Annotated in this window: 15 protein-coding genes; all 15 read right to left on the bottom strand. The window is 47.9% G+C overall.

What is annotated here, in order from left to right; genetic code table 11:
• Position 1 precedes the first annotated feature (1 nt).
• The 15 genes from fliF to GVY42_RS01575 all read right to left on the bottom strand — a co-directional run bounded on the left by fliF (position 2) and on the right by GVY42_RS01575 (position 14,412).
• On the bottom strand, positions 2 to 1,573 hold the full coding sequence (gene fliF / locus GVY42_RS01645; RefSeq protein WP_078146698.1) for a flagellar basal-body MS-ring/collar protein FliF: 1,572 nt from the start codon (positions 1,571 to 1,573) through the stop codon (positions 2 to 4).
• A gap of 22 nt (positions 1,574 to 1,595) precedes the next feature.
• Positions 1,596 to 1,877 carry a flagellar hook-basal body complex protein FliE gene (gene fliE / locus GVY42_RS01640; RefSeq protein WP_074037250.1) on the bottom strand — a complete coding sequence of 94 codons (282 nt, stop codon included), beginning with the start codon at positions 1,875 to 1,877 and terminating at the stop codon, positions 1,596 to 1,598.
• A 13-nt stretch (positions 1,878 to 1,890) separates the two neighbouring features.
• Complete coding sequence (flgC, locus tag GVY42_RS01635) at positions 1,891 to 2,319, bottom strand: flagellar basal body rod protein FlgC (RefSeq protein WP_074037252.1); 429 nt, start codon at positions 2,317 to 2,319, stop codon at positions 1,891 to 1,893.
• 3 nt (positions 2,320 to 2,322) lie between these two features.
• Complete coding sequence (gene flgB, locus GVY42_RS01630) at positions 2,323 to 2,691, bottom strand: flagellar basal body rod protein FlgB (protein WP_074037939.1); 369 nt, start codon at positions 2,689 to 2,691, stop codon at positions 2,323 to 2,325.
• A gap of 272 nt (positions 2,692 to 2,963) precedes the next feature.
• On the bottom strand, positions 2,964 to 3,743 hold the full coding sequence (gene codY / locus GVY42_RS01625; protein WP_074037253.1) for a GTP-sensing pleiotropic transcriptional regulator CodY: 780 nt from the start codon (positions 3,741 to 3,743) through the stop codon (positions 2,964 to 2,966).
• 36 nt (positions 3,744 to 3,779) lie between these two features.
• Entirely contained in the window at positions 3,780 to 5,150 is a 1,371-nt protein-coding gene (gene hslU / locus GVY42_RS01620) for an ATP-dependent protease ATPase subunit HslU (protein ID WP_074037255.1), read from the bottom strand.
• Positions 5,147 to 5,695 carry an ATP-dependent protease subunit HslV gene (hslV, locus tag GVY42_RS01615; RefSeq protein WP_078146697.1) on the bottom strand — a complete coding sequence of 183 codons (549 nt, stop codon included), beginning with the start codon at positions 5,693 to 5,695 and terminating at the stop codon, positions 5,147 to 5,149. Before hslV ends, hslU begins: the two co-directional genes overlap by 4 nt.
• An 11-nt stretch (positions 5,696 to 5,706) precedes the next feature.
• Positions 5,707 to 6,588 carry a tyrosine-type recombinase/integrase gene (locus GVY42_RS01610; RefSeq protein ID WP_159562087.1) on the bottom strand — a complete coding sequence of 294 codons (882 nt, stop codon included), beginning with the start codon at positions 6,586 to 6,588 and terminating at the stop codon, positions 5,707 to 5,709.
• A 184-nt stretch (positions 6,589 to 6,772) separates the two neighbouring features.
• Positions 6,773 to 8,083, bottom strand: coding sequence for an FADH(2)-oxidizing methylenetetrahydrofolate--tRNA-(uracil(54)-C(5))-methyltransferase TrmFO (gene trmFO, locus GVY42_RS01605; protein WP_159562086.1), 1,311 nt, complete (start codon positions 8,081 to 8,083; stop codon positions 6,773 to 6,775).
• Positions 8,083 to 10,179 (bottom strand): type I DNA topoisomerase, encoded by a 2,097-nt coding sequence (gene topA / locus GVY42_RS01600; protein WP_078146694.1) that lies wholly within the window; start codon positions 10,177 to 10,179, stop codon positions 8,083 to 8,085. Before topA ends, trmFO begins: the two co-directional genes overlap by 1 nt.
• Before the next feature lie 65 nt (positions 10,180 to 10,244).
• Positions 10,245 to 11,039, bottom strand: a complete 795-nt coding sequence (dprA, locus tag GVY42_RS01595; RefSeq protein WP_074037261.1) for a DNA-processing protein DprA — start codon at positions 11,037 to 11,039, stop codon at positions 10,245 to 10,247.
• A 50-nt stretch (positions 11,040 to 11,089) separates the two neighbouring features.
• Positions 11,090 to 12,007 carry a succinate--CoA ligase subunit alpha gene (gene sucD / locus GVY42_RS01590; protein ID WP_015881376.1) on the bottom strand — a complete coding sequence of 306 codons (918 nt, stop codon included), beginning with the start codon at positions 12,005 to 12,007 and terminating at the stop codon, positions 11,090 to 11,092.
• Positions 12,008 to 12,019: 12 nt separating this feature from the next.
• The gene (gene sucC, locus GVY42_RS01585) at positions 12,020 to 13,180 is read right to left on the bottom strand and encodes an ADP-forming succinate--CoA ligase subunit beta (RefSeq protein ID WP_159562085.1); all 1,161 of its coding nucleotides are present in this window, start codon (positions 13,178 to 13,180) and stop codon (positions 12,020 to 12,022) included.
• 120 nt (positions 13,181 to 13,300) lie between these two features.
• The gene (locus GVY42_RS01580; protein WP_074037264.1) at positions 13,301 to 13,561 is read right to left on the bottom strand and encodes an EscU/YscU/HrcU family type III secretion system export apparatus switch protein; all 261 of its coding nucleotides are present in this window, start codon (positions 13,559 to 13,561) and stop codon (positions 13,301 to 13,303) included.
• Complete coding sequence (locus GVY42_RS01575; RefSeq protein WP_236548913.1) at positions 13,558 to 14,412, bottom strand: hypothetical protein; 855 nt, start codon at positions 14,410 to 14,412, stop codon at positions 13,558 to 13,560. The genes GVY42_RS01580 and GVY42_RS01575 overlap by 4 nt, the downstream gene beginning before the upstream one ends.
• Between the last annotated feature and the right edge of the window lie 3 nt (positions 14,413 to 14,415).

The raw sequence follows: 14,415 nt of genomic DNA, 5'->3' as shown, positions 1-14,415 counted from the left end.
CTCACTCCTCAGACATCCAAGTACGAAGCAGTTTAGCAAACTCTTCTGGATTACTTTCAGCTAATTTTTCTAACTGTTTCTTCTTCACTGCACCTTCGCCTCGCTCTTCGAGGTCTAGGTCAGGTACTTCATCTTCATATGGAACTTCCCATTCGTTCGTCTCTTCCACAACCTCTTGCTTCCGTCTACGCATCGCGAAGAAGATCAAGGCAAGAATTACGACTGCACCCGCCGCTGCCGCATACATCCACCAAGGTGTCGGTTGCTCTGTTGCTGCAACCTCTTCCACTTCAGCGAACGGTCTCGACACGACGACAACTTTCTGTTCGAGTTCAGCATCCGTGATGGCTTCATCCGTCTTCGCTAACGACGTCCGAATAATGGAATACATCATCGTCTCGAGGTCGCCTTCTAACTGCGGATCGATACTTGTTGCGCCATCTGGTGGTTCAACGATGAGTTGGACTCCGAGGTCACGAATCGTATATGGTGCGTTTTGAATCTGCTTCGTGATGCGGTTGACCTCGTAATTGATGATTTCATGATTCTTTTCACTTTCTTCTGTGCCATCGCCAGTCGCTGCCGGGAAGTTGATTGTGTCGTTCTCACCAGTTCCCGTCGCTTCTGTCGCCGTACCTGTTCCGCCAGTGTATGCTTCAGCAATCCGCTCGGCAGACGTGACGATGCCTTCCATGTTTTCTTCATCGACCGGCGTGACAAGATTCTGTTCTTCAGCCGTTTGTGTCGTGTCGATGTCTGCTGTGACGGAAACGAGTACGCTCCGTTCGCCGAGTAGAACCGAGAGCATCTGTTGGATTTGTTGACGTACGTCTTTTTCGACTTGTCGCTTCAACGCCAATGGATCTGACGAGGAACCTCCAGCAACAACAGTCTGGTCGAGATCATAATACGTGAAGTATTGGTCCATAATTGAAATGTTTTCCGGTTTCAAGTTCGGGACACTCTTACTAATCAAATGATAGAGACCTTTTACTGTGTTTGGTTCTAAATTCGTCCCCGCTCCGATGTTCAAGACGATGGACGCGGTAGGCTCACCTTGATCTTCTGCCAAGAAGACAGACTTCTCAGGAAGTGAGATGATTACTTTCGCTTGATTGATTCCTTCAATCTGTGTGATGAGTCGCTCTAGCTCCGTCTGCATCGCACTACGTTCGATGACAGCCATCTCACGGTCTGTCGTTCCGAACCCTGCGTTTTCGCTGAAGAAACTATAATCAATCGAGCCGGACTTTGGAATCCCGGCAGCAGCCAAACTCACTTTCAACTGATCGACCATTTCAGTCGGCACATACACGCTCACACCGTTCGAAGTCGCCTTGATTTCCGACTGTACCCCGTCTGCTGTCAACTTCTCTGTCACTTCGCCCGCTTCTTGAGCAGACAAGTTTGTATAGAGAGGTGCCATGTTTGGCCTTGAAAGGAAGAATGTGAGTACGAGGGCCGCGATTAGTATGACCGCAATCGAGATGCCCCATACGAGTTTACGTTTCGCTGGCATCGCCTTTAATGCACCGGTCATGGATTTGAATCGTTCTTTTAATTGTTCATTCATCGCAACTTGTCATCCTCTACAATTAAACTTGCATTCGCATCATTTCTTGATAGGCCTCAACAGCCTTGTTCCTCACCTCGATGGCAAGTTGCATCGCAATCGACGACTCTTCACTTTGAATCATCACCTGATGAAGGTCAGCTTTCCCGACCGCCAAATCTTTACGGGCTTGACTAGTCGCTTGTTGTGTCTCATTCAATGCGTTCATCGCTTCATTCAAGTATGACCCAAATTGAGATGGGTTCGTTTTATTCAGTGATGGCGTGAGTTCTGGGCTCATCAATTGAATTGGATTAATTTGCATCCGTTAACACTCCTTATCCTTTACCAATCTCCATCGCTTTTACGAGCATCGCCTTCGAGGCGTTCATCGCTGCAATGTTTGCTTCGTACGAACGAGTCGCACCCATCAAATCGACCATTTCTTTCAAGAGATCGACGTTCGGCATTTGTACGTACCCTCGCTCATCCGCATCGGGATGATTCGGGTTATAAGCCAATTTATACGGTGCATCGTCTTCGATGATTTGAGATACCTGCACCCCTCCATTAACGGCATCCATTTGCTTCCGGAATGGCGCTTCTTGCAACACGGTCATCTTTCGTGTGTATGGTTGCCACTCTCCGTCCACGAGTCTCCCACGAGTCGTCTGAGCGTTGGCGATGTTCGCCGACACGGTATCCATTCGTAGCCGTTGTGACGTCAACGCTGAAGCTGAAATATGAAAACTATCAAACATTCCCATTGATTAACGACCTCCCCGAATAACAGATTTTAATCCCCCGAGCCTACGATTCAATTGCTCCATCATCGCCTCATACTGGAGTTGGTTTCGTGCCAGCTCACTCATTTCATAATCCAAGTCGACGTTGTTGCCATCACTCCTCATGGCGCCACCAGCTCGATCGATGACCTTCGACTGGGTCGAGTCACTCGGACGACCACCTTGCAGCTTGAGTCGCATCTCACTCTGAAGCGTCTGCTCAAACACAGCCTGTTTGGCTTTGAAATTCGGCGTATCAATGTTTGAAAGGTTATGACTGATGACCTTTTGGTTAAGGACTGAATGGTTGATGGCTTGCTTTAGTAATTGATAGTCACTACCAATCCAATTCACGGCGTTCACTCACTTTCATATAATGACTACTAAATATACCTCATTTGGAAAATCTACTATTTCATTGAAACAAATCTGTAACAGTTCTGAAAGATATTTTTTAAAACATAGGTAAATGGCTTAATATCTTTTTGTCGAATTCACGTCAAAAGGTGAAAATAATTACTTTTGTACTAAAAAAAACCGCCTCCTTATCAAGGAAAGCGGTTTTTTAGGAATAAAGTCCCTTTTAAAAGTGTTTTCAATGGAAATCACACATCGAAAGTTGTATTTCAGTTTGATTTCAGTTTTTGCAATTCAAACAAGAAGTTGTCATTTAATATCTTGATATACGTTCCTTTCATTCCTAAAGAACGTGATTCAATGACCCCTGCACTTTCTAATTTCCGAAGTGCGTTGACGATGACCGAACGCGTGATTCCCACTCTGTCGGCAATTTTGGAAGCAACTAGCAATCCTTCGTTTCCACCAAGCTCTTCGAAGATATGTTCGATTGCCTCAAGCTCTGAATACGATAACGAGTTAATCGCCATCTGGACGACCGCTTTCTTACGTGCCGACGTTTCGGCTTCCGCAGCCTTCTCACGAAGGATCTCCATTCCAACTACAGTTGCAGAGTACTCCGCGAGAACGAGGTCATCTTCTGTGAATTCATTCGCCAATCGACCGAGTACGAGCGTACCTAAACGTTCTCCTCCACCGATGATTGGAACAATCGTCGTCATGGAGTTGAGGAATAGATCGTGGTTCTCGACTGGGAACGCTGTATATTCACTATCGATATCGATGTTCGCTGTCGTTTCTTTCACATTGAACAAGTTCGAAGCATATGGCTCCGGGAACTGTCGATCGACTAAGAATGCTTTCATCCGGTCATTCTCAATCTGTTGTTTGATTGCAAAACCGAGAAGTCGTCCCCGACGGCTCACGATAAACGTGTTGGACTCAAGGACTTCACGCATTTTGTCCGCCATTTCTTTAAAGTCAACGTGCGCACTTGCCTCTTGTTGAAGCATTGTGTTTAATTGGCGTGTTTTTTCTAGTAAGTTCATATTCTCTATTTCCTCCCTGTATGTGCATACAGAATCTTATAATATATATTGGCTCAAATCACGATCGTCGGCGATGGAACCGACTTTTGCTTGTACGTAAGCTGGTGTGATTTCTACGGTTGTTTGTGGCATATCTGCCGCTTCAAATGATAAATCTTCTAAAACGCGCTCCATTATAGTATAGAGGCGACGTGCACCGATGTCATCGGTCTCACGATTGACATGTGTCGCAATTTTCGCAATTTCTTCAATGGCCTCATGCGTGAAACGGACCGTGATTTCTTCAGATTCTAACAAGGCCGTATATTGTTTAATGAGTGCCTGTGACGGTTCCGTCAAAATCTTGACGAAGTCTTCTTCCGTCAAGCTGCTCAATTCAACACGAATTGGGAAGCGTCCTTGTAGCTCTGGAATCAGGTCAGACGGCTTAGCCATATGGAATGCACCGGCCGCGATGAAAAGAACATGATCCGTTTTAACCGGTCCATACTTCGTGACGACCGTAGATCCTTCTACAATCGGAAGAATGTCACGCTGCACCCCTTCACGGGATACTCCGGCGTGATCTTGTGATTTTGTGGCGATCTTATCGATTTCATCCACGAAGATGATACCCATCTGTTCACTGCGCCGCACGGCTTCATCGTGGACTTCGTTCAAGTCCAGCAAGTTCTCTGCTTCTTCAGCAATGAGAAGCGGTCTTGCTTCACGAACCGTCAGCTTACGTTGTTTCCGTTTCTTTGGAACGATTTGACCGAGCATATCCTGAAGATTCGACAAACCTTCCATCCCTTGACCCTGAAACAAATCCATCGTCTGCTTTTCTTCTAATTCCACTTCAATCACGCGTTCTTCGAGTTCACCGAGTTCGAGCAAGCGTCGAAGTTGCGAACGGTCATTATTGGATGTGTCCGACGTGGTTTCTGGCTGTTGTGTCTGTCCGCCGAACAACGCTTCGAACGGATTCGATGCAGTAGGTGTCGCTTTTGCTTTTCCTTGTAGCGCATCTAAAAGGCGTTCCGTCGCCGCACGTTCCGCTGGCTCCTTCACATCTTCTTTTTTCTCTTCTTTGACAAGACGAACCGATGCCTCAACGAGATCACGTACCATCGATTCAACGTCACGACCGACGTAACCAACTTCCGTAAATTTCGTTGCTTCTACCTTCACAAACGGTGCACCGACAAGCTTAGCTAACCGTCGAGCAATTTCGGTCTTTCCGACCCCGGTCGGTCCGATCATCAAAATATTTTTTGGTGTAACCTCATCGCGAAGGTCTGCACTTAACTTTTGACGACGATAGCGATTTCGTAGAGCAATCGAAACTGCTCGCTTGGCATCCTTTTGTCCGATTACAAAACGGTCTAACTCCGTTACGATTTGTCTAGGTGTCAACTCTCGGTTCATTCAGCAGCGCCTCCAATCGTTTCTACAATGACTTGATCATTTGTATACACGCAAAGCTCACCAGCGATTTCAAGAGCGGCACGCGCGATTTCTTCAGCAGACTTTTCAGCAGAATGGCGTACGAGTGCGCGACCTGCCGCTAAGGCATAGTTCCCACCGGATCCGATTGCAAGAATTCCATCGTCCGGCTCAATCACTTCTCCATTCCCAGAGACGAGCAAAAGATGATCGGCATCCATCACAATCAATAGTGCCTCGAGTTGACGCAACATCTTATCCCCACGCCATTCTTTCGCAAGTTCTACCGCTGCTCGCGGCAAGTTACCGTTATACATTTCAAGTTTCGATTCAAACTTTTCAAACAATGTGAAAGCATCGGCTACGCTACCTGCAAAACCGGCAACGACTTTCCCGCCATAAAGGCGTCTGACTTTCTTCGCCTTGTTTTTCATGATGACGGCATTCCCGAATGTGACTTGGCCATCTCCACTCATCGCACATTGGCCATTGTGTCGAACTGCAAAAATCGTTGTTGCATGAAACATATCGTAACCTCCTACTTTCTTGGATGTGTCGCTTGATAAATCGACCGAAGTCGTTCGGTCGATACATGGGTATACCGCCCGGTCGTTGACAAGGACTCATGCCCAAGCAACTCTTGGACGGCACGCAAGTCCGCTCCCCGTTCTAACAAGTCCGTCGCAAAGCTGTGTCGCAACGAGTGCGGGGTAAGTGGTTTATGTACCCCACTGTCTTTTCTCAAACGTTTCATGACATAGCGGATTTGGTCTGTTGTCATCCGATTCCCTTTTTGACTCAAAAATAATGCGGTTTCTGTCGGGAGCCCGATACCTTTGCGTAATTCGATATAACGCTGCAAAGCATGTACGGCATATTGTCCGATCGGGACATATCGTTCTTTCTTCCCTTTTCCCATCACATGGACAAAGGATAAAACCTCATCGAACGAGGAAAGGTTCATCCCACACAGTTCTGCGACGCGGATTCCCGTCCCATAGAGCACTTCTACGATGGCGACGTCCCTCGCCTGTAAAAAAGGATCTTCCTGCCTCGAGGCAGCCTCCAACAGTTGCTCGACTTCCGTCGGGACGGCAAAGGTCGGCAAGGACTGTCTCTTTTTCGGTGAGGTCAGGTCGTGGAACAACGGTTCTCCACCTTGTTCTCTTGCCATAAACTTCCCGAATTGCTTGAAACAAGATACTTTTTGGGACACCGTAGACGCGGCCAATTGTTTCTCATAAAGGACATATAAATAACGCCGCGCCGTCTGAGCATCGTAGGGATCTTGATGCGTCGATTGGCAATATGCGGCGTACTGGTCGAGCGTTTGCTCGTAAGAGCGTTTCGTATGAGGAGACAGTCGACGTTCAATTTGGCAGTAGCGTAAAAAGGATTGTCGATCCTCTAAAAATCCCATTTTATCGCCTCCTCGATGACTCGTAAAAACGCATGTTCTCGTCAAATCGAAATTAGCATAGCATACAGAATGTAAGGTGACAATAGATAGCCGTTCAATAATCTGAAAATTTTCAAAGTATGAAACAAAATACACAATTGAAATTTTACTTCAAAACAAAAGAGCCAAAAAATGGCTCTCCTGTTCAAAGATCTTTATACTGTTGTATCGTTTCTAACGCACGGTTCGCGTAACGCTCGTACCGTTCTTGTTTCTTCATCTTTTTCGGAGCGTCTTCTAGTGATGGTACCAATCCGAAGTTTGCGTTCATCGGTTGGAAGTGCTTCCCGTCGGCTGTCGTGATGTAATGCGCCATCGAACCAAGCATCGTCTCACGCGGGAGAACGACGAGTTCTTCACCTGTAATCATCTTCGCCGCATTGATCCCAGCTAGAAGCCCGGACGCTGCCGACTCCACATATCCTTCTACCCCTGTCATCTGACCGGCGAAGAAGAGCGTGTCACGTGTACGCGCCTGATACGTCGGCTTGAGTAAGCTGGGTGAGTTGATGAACGTGTTACGGTGCATGACACCGTAACGGACGATGTCCGCATTCTCGAGTCCCGGGATGAGACGGATGATGCGCTTCTGTTCGCCCCACTTCAAATGTGTTTGGAAGCCTACCAAGTTATACAGTGTGCCCGCCGAGTTGTCTTGACGAAGCTGAACGACGGCATATGGACGTTTTCCTGTCTTCGGGTCTTCTAATCCGACCGGCTTCATCGGTCCGAAAAGAAGCGTCTTTTTCCCACGCTCGGCCATGACTTCAAACGGCATGCATCCTTCAAAGTAAATCTCTTTTTCAAACTCTTTTAGCGGAACGACTTCTGCCTTGATCAGCTCTTCGTAAAACACGTCAAACTCTTCTTCTGTCATCGGACAGTTCAAGTAAGCGGCTTCACCTTTGTCGTAACGCGACTTCAAATAGACTTTATCCCGATCAATCGTATCACCATCTAGAATTGGTGCTGCCGCGTCATAGAAGTAGAGATAATCTTCTCCTGTGAACGCCTTGAGTGATGCAGAGAGGTCAGGGGAGGTCAAAGGGCCAGTCGCCACGATGACGATCCCTTCAGGAATCTCTTTGAGCTCTTCGTTGTGCACTGTGACATTCTCGTGGTTCTTTAGCTTCTCGGTGATGAATCCGGCAAACTCATGACGATCGACGGCAAGGGCACCCCCAGCAGGTACACTTGCCGTGTCCGCCGCCTTTAAGATGAGCGAGTCAAGCGTACGCATTTCTTCTTTCAAGACACCTACGGCATTTTGAAGACCGTTCGCACGTAGCGAGTTCGAACAGACGAGTTCTGCAAATTGATCCGTGTGGTGCGCCGGTGTTTGACGAACCGGTCTCATTTCATACAAATCTACTTGAATACCGCGCTTAGCGAGTTGCCAAGCCGCTTCGGAGCCGGCCAATCCAGCTCCGATTACAGTTACACGTTGTTGCAACATTAATCCTCCTCTTGCTGATGTACCTCGGTGTGGGTACAGTTCGTACATTGATATTTCACGCCGTCTTTAATTTTTTTCTCGACCATCAAACTGTCGCATACTGGACACGGTTTCGCAACCGGTTTATCCCATGAGACGAATTCACATTCCGGATAGTTCGAGCAACCATAGAAGAGACGACCTTTTTTACTACGACGTTCTACGATTTGTCCATCCTTACAGTTCGGACACGGGACACCGATTTCGACTTGTACCGGTTTCGTGTTCGTACAGTTCGGGAAGTTCGAGCACGCCATGAACTTGCCGTAGCGTCCCATCTTGATGACCATTGGTGACCCACAGACTTCACAATCGATTCCGGCAGGTTCATCTTTCACTTCGATTTTCTCGATTTCTTCTTCAGCACGCTTCAATCGTTTCTCGAAAGAACGATAAATCGGAGCGACGACTTCCGTCCACTCGACTTCCTTATGCTCGATCGAATCAAGAAGGGTCTCCATGTCGGCCGTGAACTGGACCGTGATGAAGTCGTTGAAATACTCATCAATCATCTCGATGACGAGTTCTCCAAGTTCAGTCGGTAAAAACTTTTTCTCTTCGAGAACGACATAACCGCGTCGTTGGATCGTGTCGAGTGTCGGCGCGTACGTCGACGGACGACCAATCCCGAGTTCTTCCATCGCTCGAACGAGTCGCGCCTCTGTATAACGAGGTGGCGGTTGTGTGAAGTGTTGTTTCGGCTCAATCGTTTCAAACGTCACGGTATCATCCACTTCGAGAGGTGGCAATAATCCTTCCTTCTCTTGGTTCGTGTCCTCAATGTCATCGTCTTTCGACTCGATATACACTTTCATGAAACCAGGGAATTTGACCGTTGACCCGTTCGCACGGAAAATCATCCCGTTCGACTCGACGTCGATTTTGACCGTATCAAGAACAGCTGGCGCCATTTGGCTCGCAATCAATCGTTCCCAAATCAATTTATACAGTCGCAACTGGTCACGTGACAGATATGGCTTCAAGGAAGCTGGGTCGCGCAATGCTGAAGTCGGACGAATCGCTTCGTGCGCGTCTTGGGCATTCGCTGATTTCTTTTCTTTTTGTTTCTGTGAGGCGACATACTCTTCACCGAATGTCGATTCGATATATTCCTTCGCCTCCGTCTTCGCCAAATCAGAGATACGTGTCGAGTCGGTACGCATATACGTAATCAAACCGACTGTACCCTCTTTTTTACCGAGATCGATTCCTTCATATAATTGCTGCGCGAGCATCATTGTCTTCTTCGCACGGAAATTCAATTTACGGGCAGCATCCTGCTGCAATGAACTTGTCGTGAACGGCAGCGAAGCGTTCCGCTTCCGTTCTTTCTTCGTTACATCAATGACTTTAAACGTATCATCGATGGTATCGAGGACAGATTGCGCGTCTTCTTCAGACTTCAATTCCATCTTCTTCCCATCTTTTCCGTAAAATGAAGTCTCGAACGTTTCCCCATCATGATTTAAATCAAGTTTAATCGTCCAATACTCTTCCGGATCGAACGCGTTAATTTCGCGCTCACGGTCGATAATCATCTTCACGGCTACCGATTGAACTCGCCCTGCAGACAATCCTTTTTTGACTTTCTTCCATAATAATGGGCTCATCCCGTATCCGACAAGACGATCTAAAATACGTCGGGCTTGTTGTGCATCGACGAGATCGTGATTGATCTTACGTGGATGTTTAAACGATTCTTTAATCGCATCTTTCGTGATTTCGTTAAAGACGACACGACATTCTGTCGTTTCATCGACACCGAGTGCGCGTGCTAAATGCCAAGCAATCGCTTCCCCTTCTCTATCGGGGTCGGCCGCGAGAAAGATTTTTGTCGCTTTTTTCGCTGCTGTCTTCAATTCTTTCAATACCGGTCCTTTACCACGGATGGTAATATACTTCGGCTCAAAGTCGTGTTCGACGTCTACACCGAGTTGACTTTTAGGCAAGTCAATCACGTGCCCCATCGAAGCTTTGACCATATAATTCGGACCTAAATAACGTTTAATTGTTTTTGCTTTCGCAGGTGATTCGACGATCACCAGATATTTTGCCATACATCTGCTCCCCTTTTAGAGGTCATTTAAATCCCTACCATAATATTCATGTTCTCACCGGTTTGTCAACGTACAATCTTGAGATCTCGAATAATTTGATCGGAATTCGTCAATGGAATCGCACCTTCTTCAATCAACCGGTTCGGTCCCTCCGCGAGTGGATCAAGGGGTGAACCTGGCACCGCAAATACCGTTTTCCCTTGCTCTAGAGCATGTCCGACCGTATTCATCGTCCCACTCTTTCGTCTCGCCTGTATAACGACCAACGCATCGCCAAGACCACTGACCAAACGATTTCTTTCCAAAAATTGAAATTTTTGAATCGGCGTGTTTGGTACATATTCACTAAGTAAGACTCCCTCTTGTGGAATCTGTAAAAGCATGTCTCGGTTCGCCTCCGGATAAAGCCGGTTCAGTCCAGCTCCCAGTACCGCCACGGTCGGTCGACGAGCGCGAAGGGCATGGGCGTGGACGAGCCCGTCGATTCCGAGGGCGCCACCTGAAACAGATACAGTTTCTTCTATTAAAGAGTGATAGTGATTCACGAGCGATTGACTGATACGATTCAACTCACGACTTCCGACCATCGCAGTCGTTCTTTCTTGTAGTACCTCTAAATCTCCATGATAAAACAAGCAATATGGTGGGTTGGGGATGTCGAGTAACCGTTTCGGAAACAAGTCGTCTTCCCATGTGACGAAATGTTTATACGACTCCGATGCGTGCCAGGCTCGTTCAGCCCGTCTCCAGACATGTTCAGAAAATTGTGTGCGATGTGCTCCGAGTGTCCCGTTTAAATAATGATGCACAAACTCAACTGGCATTCGTGCTGCAGCAAACCGAGCTATTGTTTGATTCATCACAAACTCTCCTTTAAAAAAATGAGGGATGCAAGCATCCCTCAAGATTCTCATGTCGTCGGTTGACCCGTGACACATGCTTCGTATAATCCTTGCTGTTTCAAGACACGAATCAACGTTTCACCGATAACCGCTGGTGTTTCAGCGACTTCGATTCCATTCGCGTTCAATGTCTTGATCTTCTCAGCAGCCGTCCCTTTACCACCTGAGATGATTGCACCCGCATGTCCCATGCGCTTGCCTTCAGGAGCCGTCTGGCCGCCGATGAAACCGATGACTGGTTTCGTCATGTTGGCTTTTACCCATTCAGCTGCCTCTTCTTCAGCCGTTCCGCCGATTTCCCCGATCATGATGACCGCTTTCGTGTCCTCATCTTCGTTGAACGCTTTAAGCGTATCGATGAAGTTTGTTCCATTGACCGGGTCTCCCCCGATTCCAACAGCTGTCGATTGTCCGATACCTGCTGTCGTCAACTGATGAACCGCCTCATACGTGAGCGTCCCAGAACGTGATACGATTCCGACGTGCCCTTTCGTATGAATGTAGCCAGGCATGATGCCAAGTTTCGCTTCTCCAGGTGTGATGATACCAGGACAGTTCGGTCCGATTAAACGAGCCGGTTTGTCCTCGAGATAGCGCTTCACTTGAATCATGTCCACAACTGGGATTCCTTCTGTGATACAGATGATAAGCTCGATGCCGCTGTCTGCCGCTTCCATGATTGAATCCGCTGCGAAAGCAGGTGGAACATAGATGATCGATGCATTGGCACCAGTTGCTTCGACCGCTTCAGAGACGGTGTTGAAGACTGGAACGTTGTCGAGGACCGTCGTGCCACCTTTACCAGGTGTGACACCACCGACTAATTTCGTGTTATATGCGAGCATCTGTTCACCGTGGAACAGACCTTGCTTCCCTGTAATCCCTTGAATGATTACTTTCGTATCTTTATCCGCCCAAATACTCATGTCGTTTCCCCCTTATCGAACAAGTGCTGCGATTTTTTCTGCACCGTCAGCCATCGAGCTGGCCGTCGTGATCGCAAGTCCAGATTCATCGAGAATGCGCTTCCCGGCATCAACGTTCGTTCCTTCTAAGCGAACGACGAGTGGTAAGTCGAGTCCGATTTCTTTCGTCGCAGCGACAATCCCCTCTGCGATGATGTCACATTTCATGATCCCACCGAAAATGTTAACGAAGATCCCTTTGACCTGGTCATCAGACAAAATCAACTTGAATGCTTCTGTTACTTTTTCTTTCGTCGCACCGCCACCTACGTCGAGGAAGTTAGCGGGTTCAGCGCCGTAATGTTTGATGATATCCATCGTTGCCATCGCAAGACCGGCACCGTTGACGAGACAACCGATGTTTCCGTCGAGTGCGATGTAGCTGAGGTCGTGTTTTGACGCTTCTACTTCACGTGGGTCTTCTTCCGTCGTATCACGAAGAGCAAGGACGTCCGAGTGACGATAGAGCGCGTTGCTATCGAAGTTCAACTTCGCATCGAGCGCAATGACGTTACCGTCTTTCGTCGTGACGAGCGGGTTGATTTCCGCGATTGTGCAATCTGTCTCGACGTACACTTTATACAGCTTCATGACCATGTCACTGAACTTATTGACAAGTTTCGTCGGGACTTCCATTTTGAATGCGAGACGACGCGCCTGGAATGGACGTAAGCCAACGACCGGGTCGACGATCTCTTTATGAATCTTCTCTGGTGTATGTTCAGCGACTTCTTCGATGTCCATTCCACCTTCAGATGAACCCATGATGACAATTCGGCCGATCGAACGGTCAAGCACGAGTCCTAAGTAAAATTCTTGGTCAATCGCAGAACCTTCTTCGATATAGAGACGCTGGACAACTTTTCCTTCCGGACCTGTTTGGTGTGTCACGAGCGTTTTCCCGAGAATCTCTGAAGCATATTGCTTCACTTCTTCATCTGTCTTCGCAAGTTTAACACCACCCGCTTTACCGCGGCCACCTGCGTGGATTTGAGCTTTTACTACCTTCACTTCACCTTCAAGCTTCGCAGCAGCTGCAACAGCTTCTTCAACAGTAAAGGCCGGATAACCCGTCGGAACGGCTACCCCAAACTCTCTTAACAATTCTTTCGCCTGATACTCATGGATATTCATATGTTTTCCCCCTTAGTCCCCTTTAATATCGGCACGTCTATTGTAACGAAAAACTGAAAGCGCTGTCTATCGTTCTTGCTTTAAGTTTTCATCTTTTTTTCACATATATCCCTAGACAAATCAAATTTTATCCTGTTCCATCTGATAAAGAAACACAAAAAGTTCGGCAATGACTTGATAGACGTCCTCTGGAATCTGCTCTTCAATGTTCAAGGCCGACAGTAACGAGAGGAGCGCTGGGTCTTCATGGATAGGAATGCCGTTCGCTAAAGCAACTTCAAGCATCCGCTCGGCCACGATACCCGTTCCTTTTGCTACGACATGGGGCGCATCCATCGACTGCTCATAGGAGAGCGCCATCGCTTTCTTCTGGTCTTTCATATTTGGAGGTCCACCTTTCCGAGCGGTGCAAACGTTGGCGGAACGTGTTCACGCTTCGCTTCATACGAAAATGAAGACAGTTCGAATGACACCTTTTTTAAACCTTCTTTCAAAAGTGGTTCGTATGTACGGACGTATGGAGCCAAATCGTGTTGCTCATTGAATACACGTACGGACACGTAACGCTTTTGAATCAACACATCAATCCCGGTCTCACCATATCGCGGCGTTTCAAGAAACAAGACGATCCGCGCATGATCCGAGTCCATCGTCTCTCGTTTCGGGGCCTCTAGACGAAGTTGAACGTTTTCAAACGGACCCAATTGCGGTATGTGAAATGCTTGAGCGACGAACGGCGGGCTTTGGCTCGCGTTGAACGCTTCCTGCGCACGCACGAACTGCTCGAACTTCGGCTCACCTTTCGCTTTGAACAGTTCCCCGACGAGCGCTTTTACATCCTGACCTGCGCCGCTTTCTAACGCGGTTTTGCCGGCCGCCTTCACGGAGTCCGGCGTCAGCATCGGTTCTCGCATCAGGCGTCCGAGCTGTTCTCCTAACGCCTGCAGAGGCGACTTGGCCGCCATGAGCGATTCTGTCGCTTGCGTGACGACCTTCAAGACGAGCTTCGGTTCAACGTCCGTGACGACCAGCTTATACGTGACGTTCTCTTTCACGTTCGCATTGACACCGACCCGGAAAATCCCTTGGGGCAGTTGCATAACCGCCTCGTTGCCAGGTAAGAGCTGCAACACCTTTCCGACGACTGTGTTCCCTAGTAATAGCGGGCGTGACGTCTGTTCCGTCACTTTGAACGGCATCACCCCTTGATGATCGATCCGCAACGCGACCACTCC

Source organism: Exiguobacterium sp. 8A (assembly GCF_902506275.1).
In the GTDB taxonomy this organism is placed as follows: Bacteria; Bacillota; Bacilli; order Exiguobacteriales; family Exiguobacteriaceae; genus Exiguobacterium; species Exiguobacterium profundum.
Note: the sequence above shows the minus strand (reverse complement) of the source record. Positions and strands in the feature narration are given on the sequence as shown.

What these genes read in the sequence shown, in the direction of transcription:
- dprA (WP_074037261.1), bottom strand. Translation starts at nt 11,039, where the DNA reads ATGAATCAAACAATAGCTCGGTTTGCTGCAGCACGAATGCCAGTTGAG.
- hslU (WP_074037255.1), bottom strand. Translation starts at nt 5,150, where the DNA reads ATGAACCGAGAGTTGACACCTAGACAAATCGTAACGGAGTTAGACCGT.
- flgC (WP_074037252.1), bottom strand. Translation starts at nt 2,319, where the DNA reads ATGGGAATGTTTGATAGTTTTCATATTTCAGCTTCAGCGTTGACGTCA.
- GVY42_RS01610 (WP_159562087.1), bottom strand. Translation starts at nt 6,588, where the DNA reads ATGGGATTTTTAGAGGATCGACAATCCTTTTTACGCTACTGCCAAATT.
- codY (WP_074037253.1), bottom strand. Translation starts at nt 3,743, where the DNA reads ATGAACTTACTAGAAAAAACACGCCAATTAAACACAATGCTTCAACAA.
- sucC (WP_159562085.1), bottom strand. Translation starts at nt 13,180, where the DNA reads ATGAATATCCATGAGTATCAGGCGAAAGAATTGTTAAGAGAGTTTGGG.
- GVY42_RS01580 (WP_074037264.1), bottom strand. Translation starts at nt 13,561, where the DNA reads ATGAAAGACCAGAAGAAAGCGATGGCGCTCTCCTATGAGCAGTCGATG.
- fliE (WP_074037250.1), bottom strand. Translation starts at nt 1,877, where the DNA reads ATGCAAATTAATCCAATTCAATTGATGAGCCCAGAACTCACGCCATCA.
- trmFO (WP_159562086.1), bottom strand. Translation starts at nt 8,083, where the DNA reads ATGTTGCAACAACGTGTAACTGTAATCGGAGCTGGATTGGCCGGCTCC.
- hslV (WP_078146697.1), bottom strand. Translation starts at nt 5,695, where the DNA reads ATGTTTCATGCAACAACGATTTTTGCAGTTCGACACAATGGCCAATGT.
- fliF (WP_078146698.1), bottom strand. Translation starts at nt 1,573, where the DNA reads ATGAATGAACAATTAAAAGAACGATTCAAATCCATGACCGGTGCATTA.
- sucD (WP_015881376.1), bottom strand. Translation starts at nt 12,007, where the DNA reads ATGAGTATTTGGGCGGATAAAGATACGAAAGTAATCATTCAAGGGATT.
- topA (WP_078146694.1), bottom strand. Translation starts at nt 10,179, where the DNA reads ATGGCAAAATATCTGGTGATCGTCGAATCACCTGCGAAAGCAAAAACA.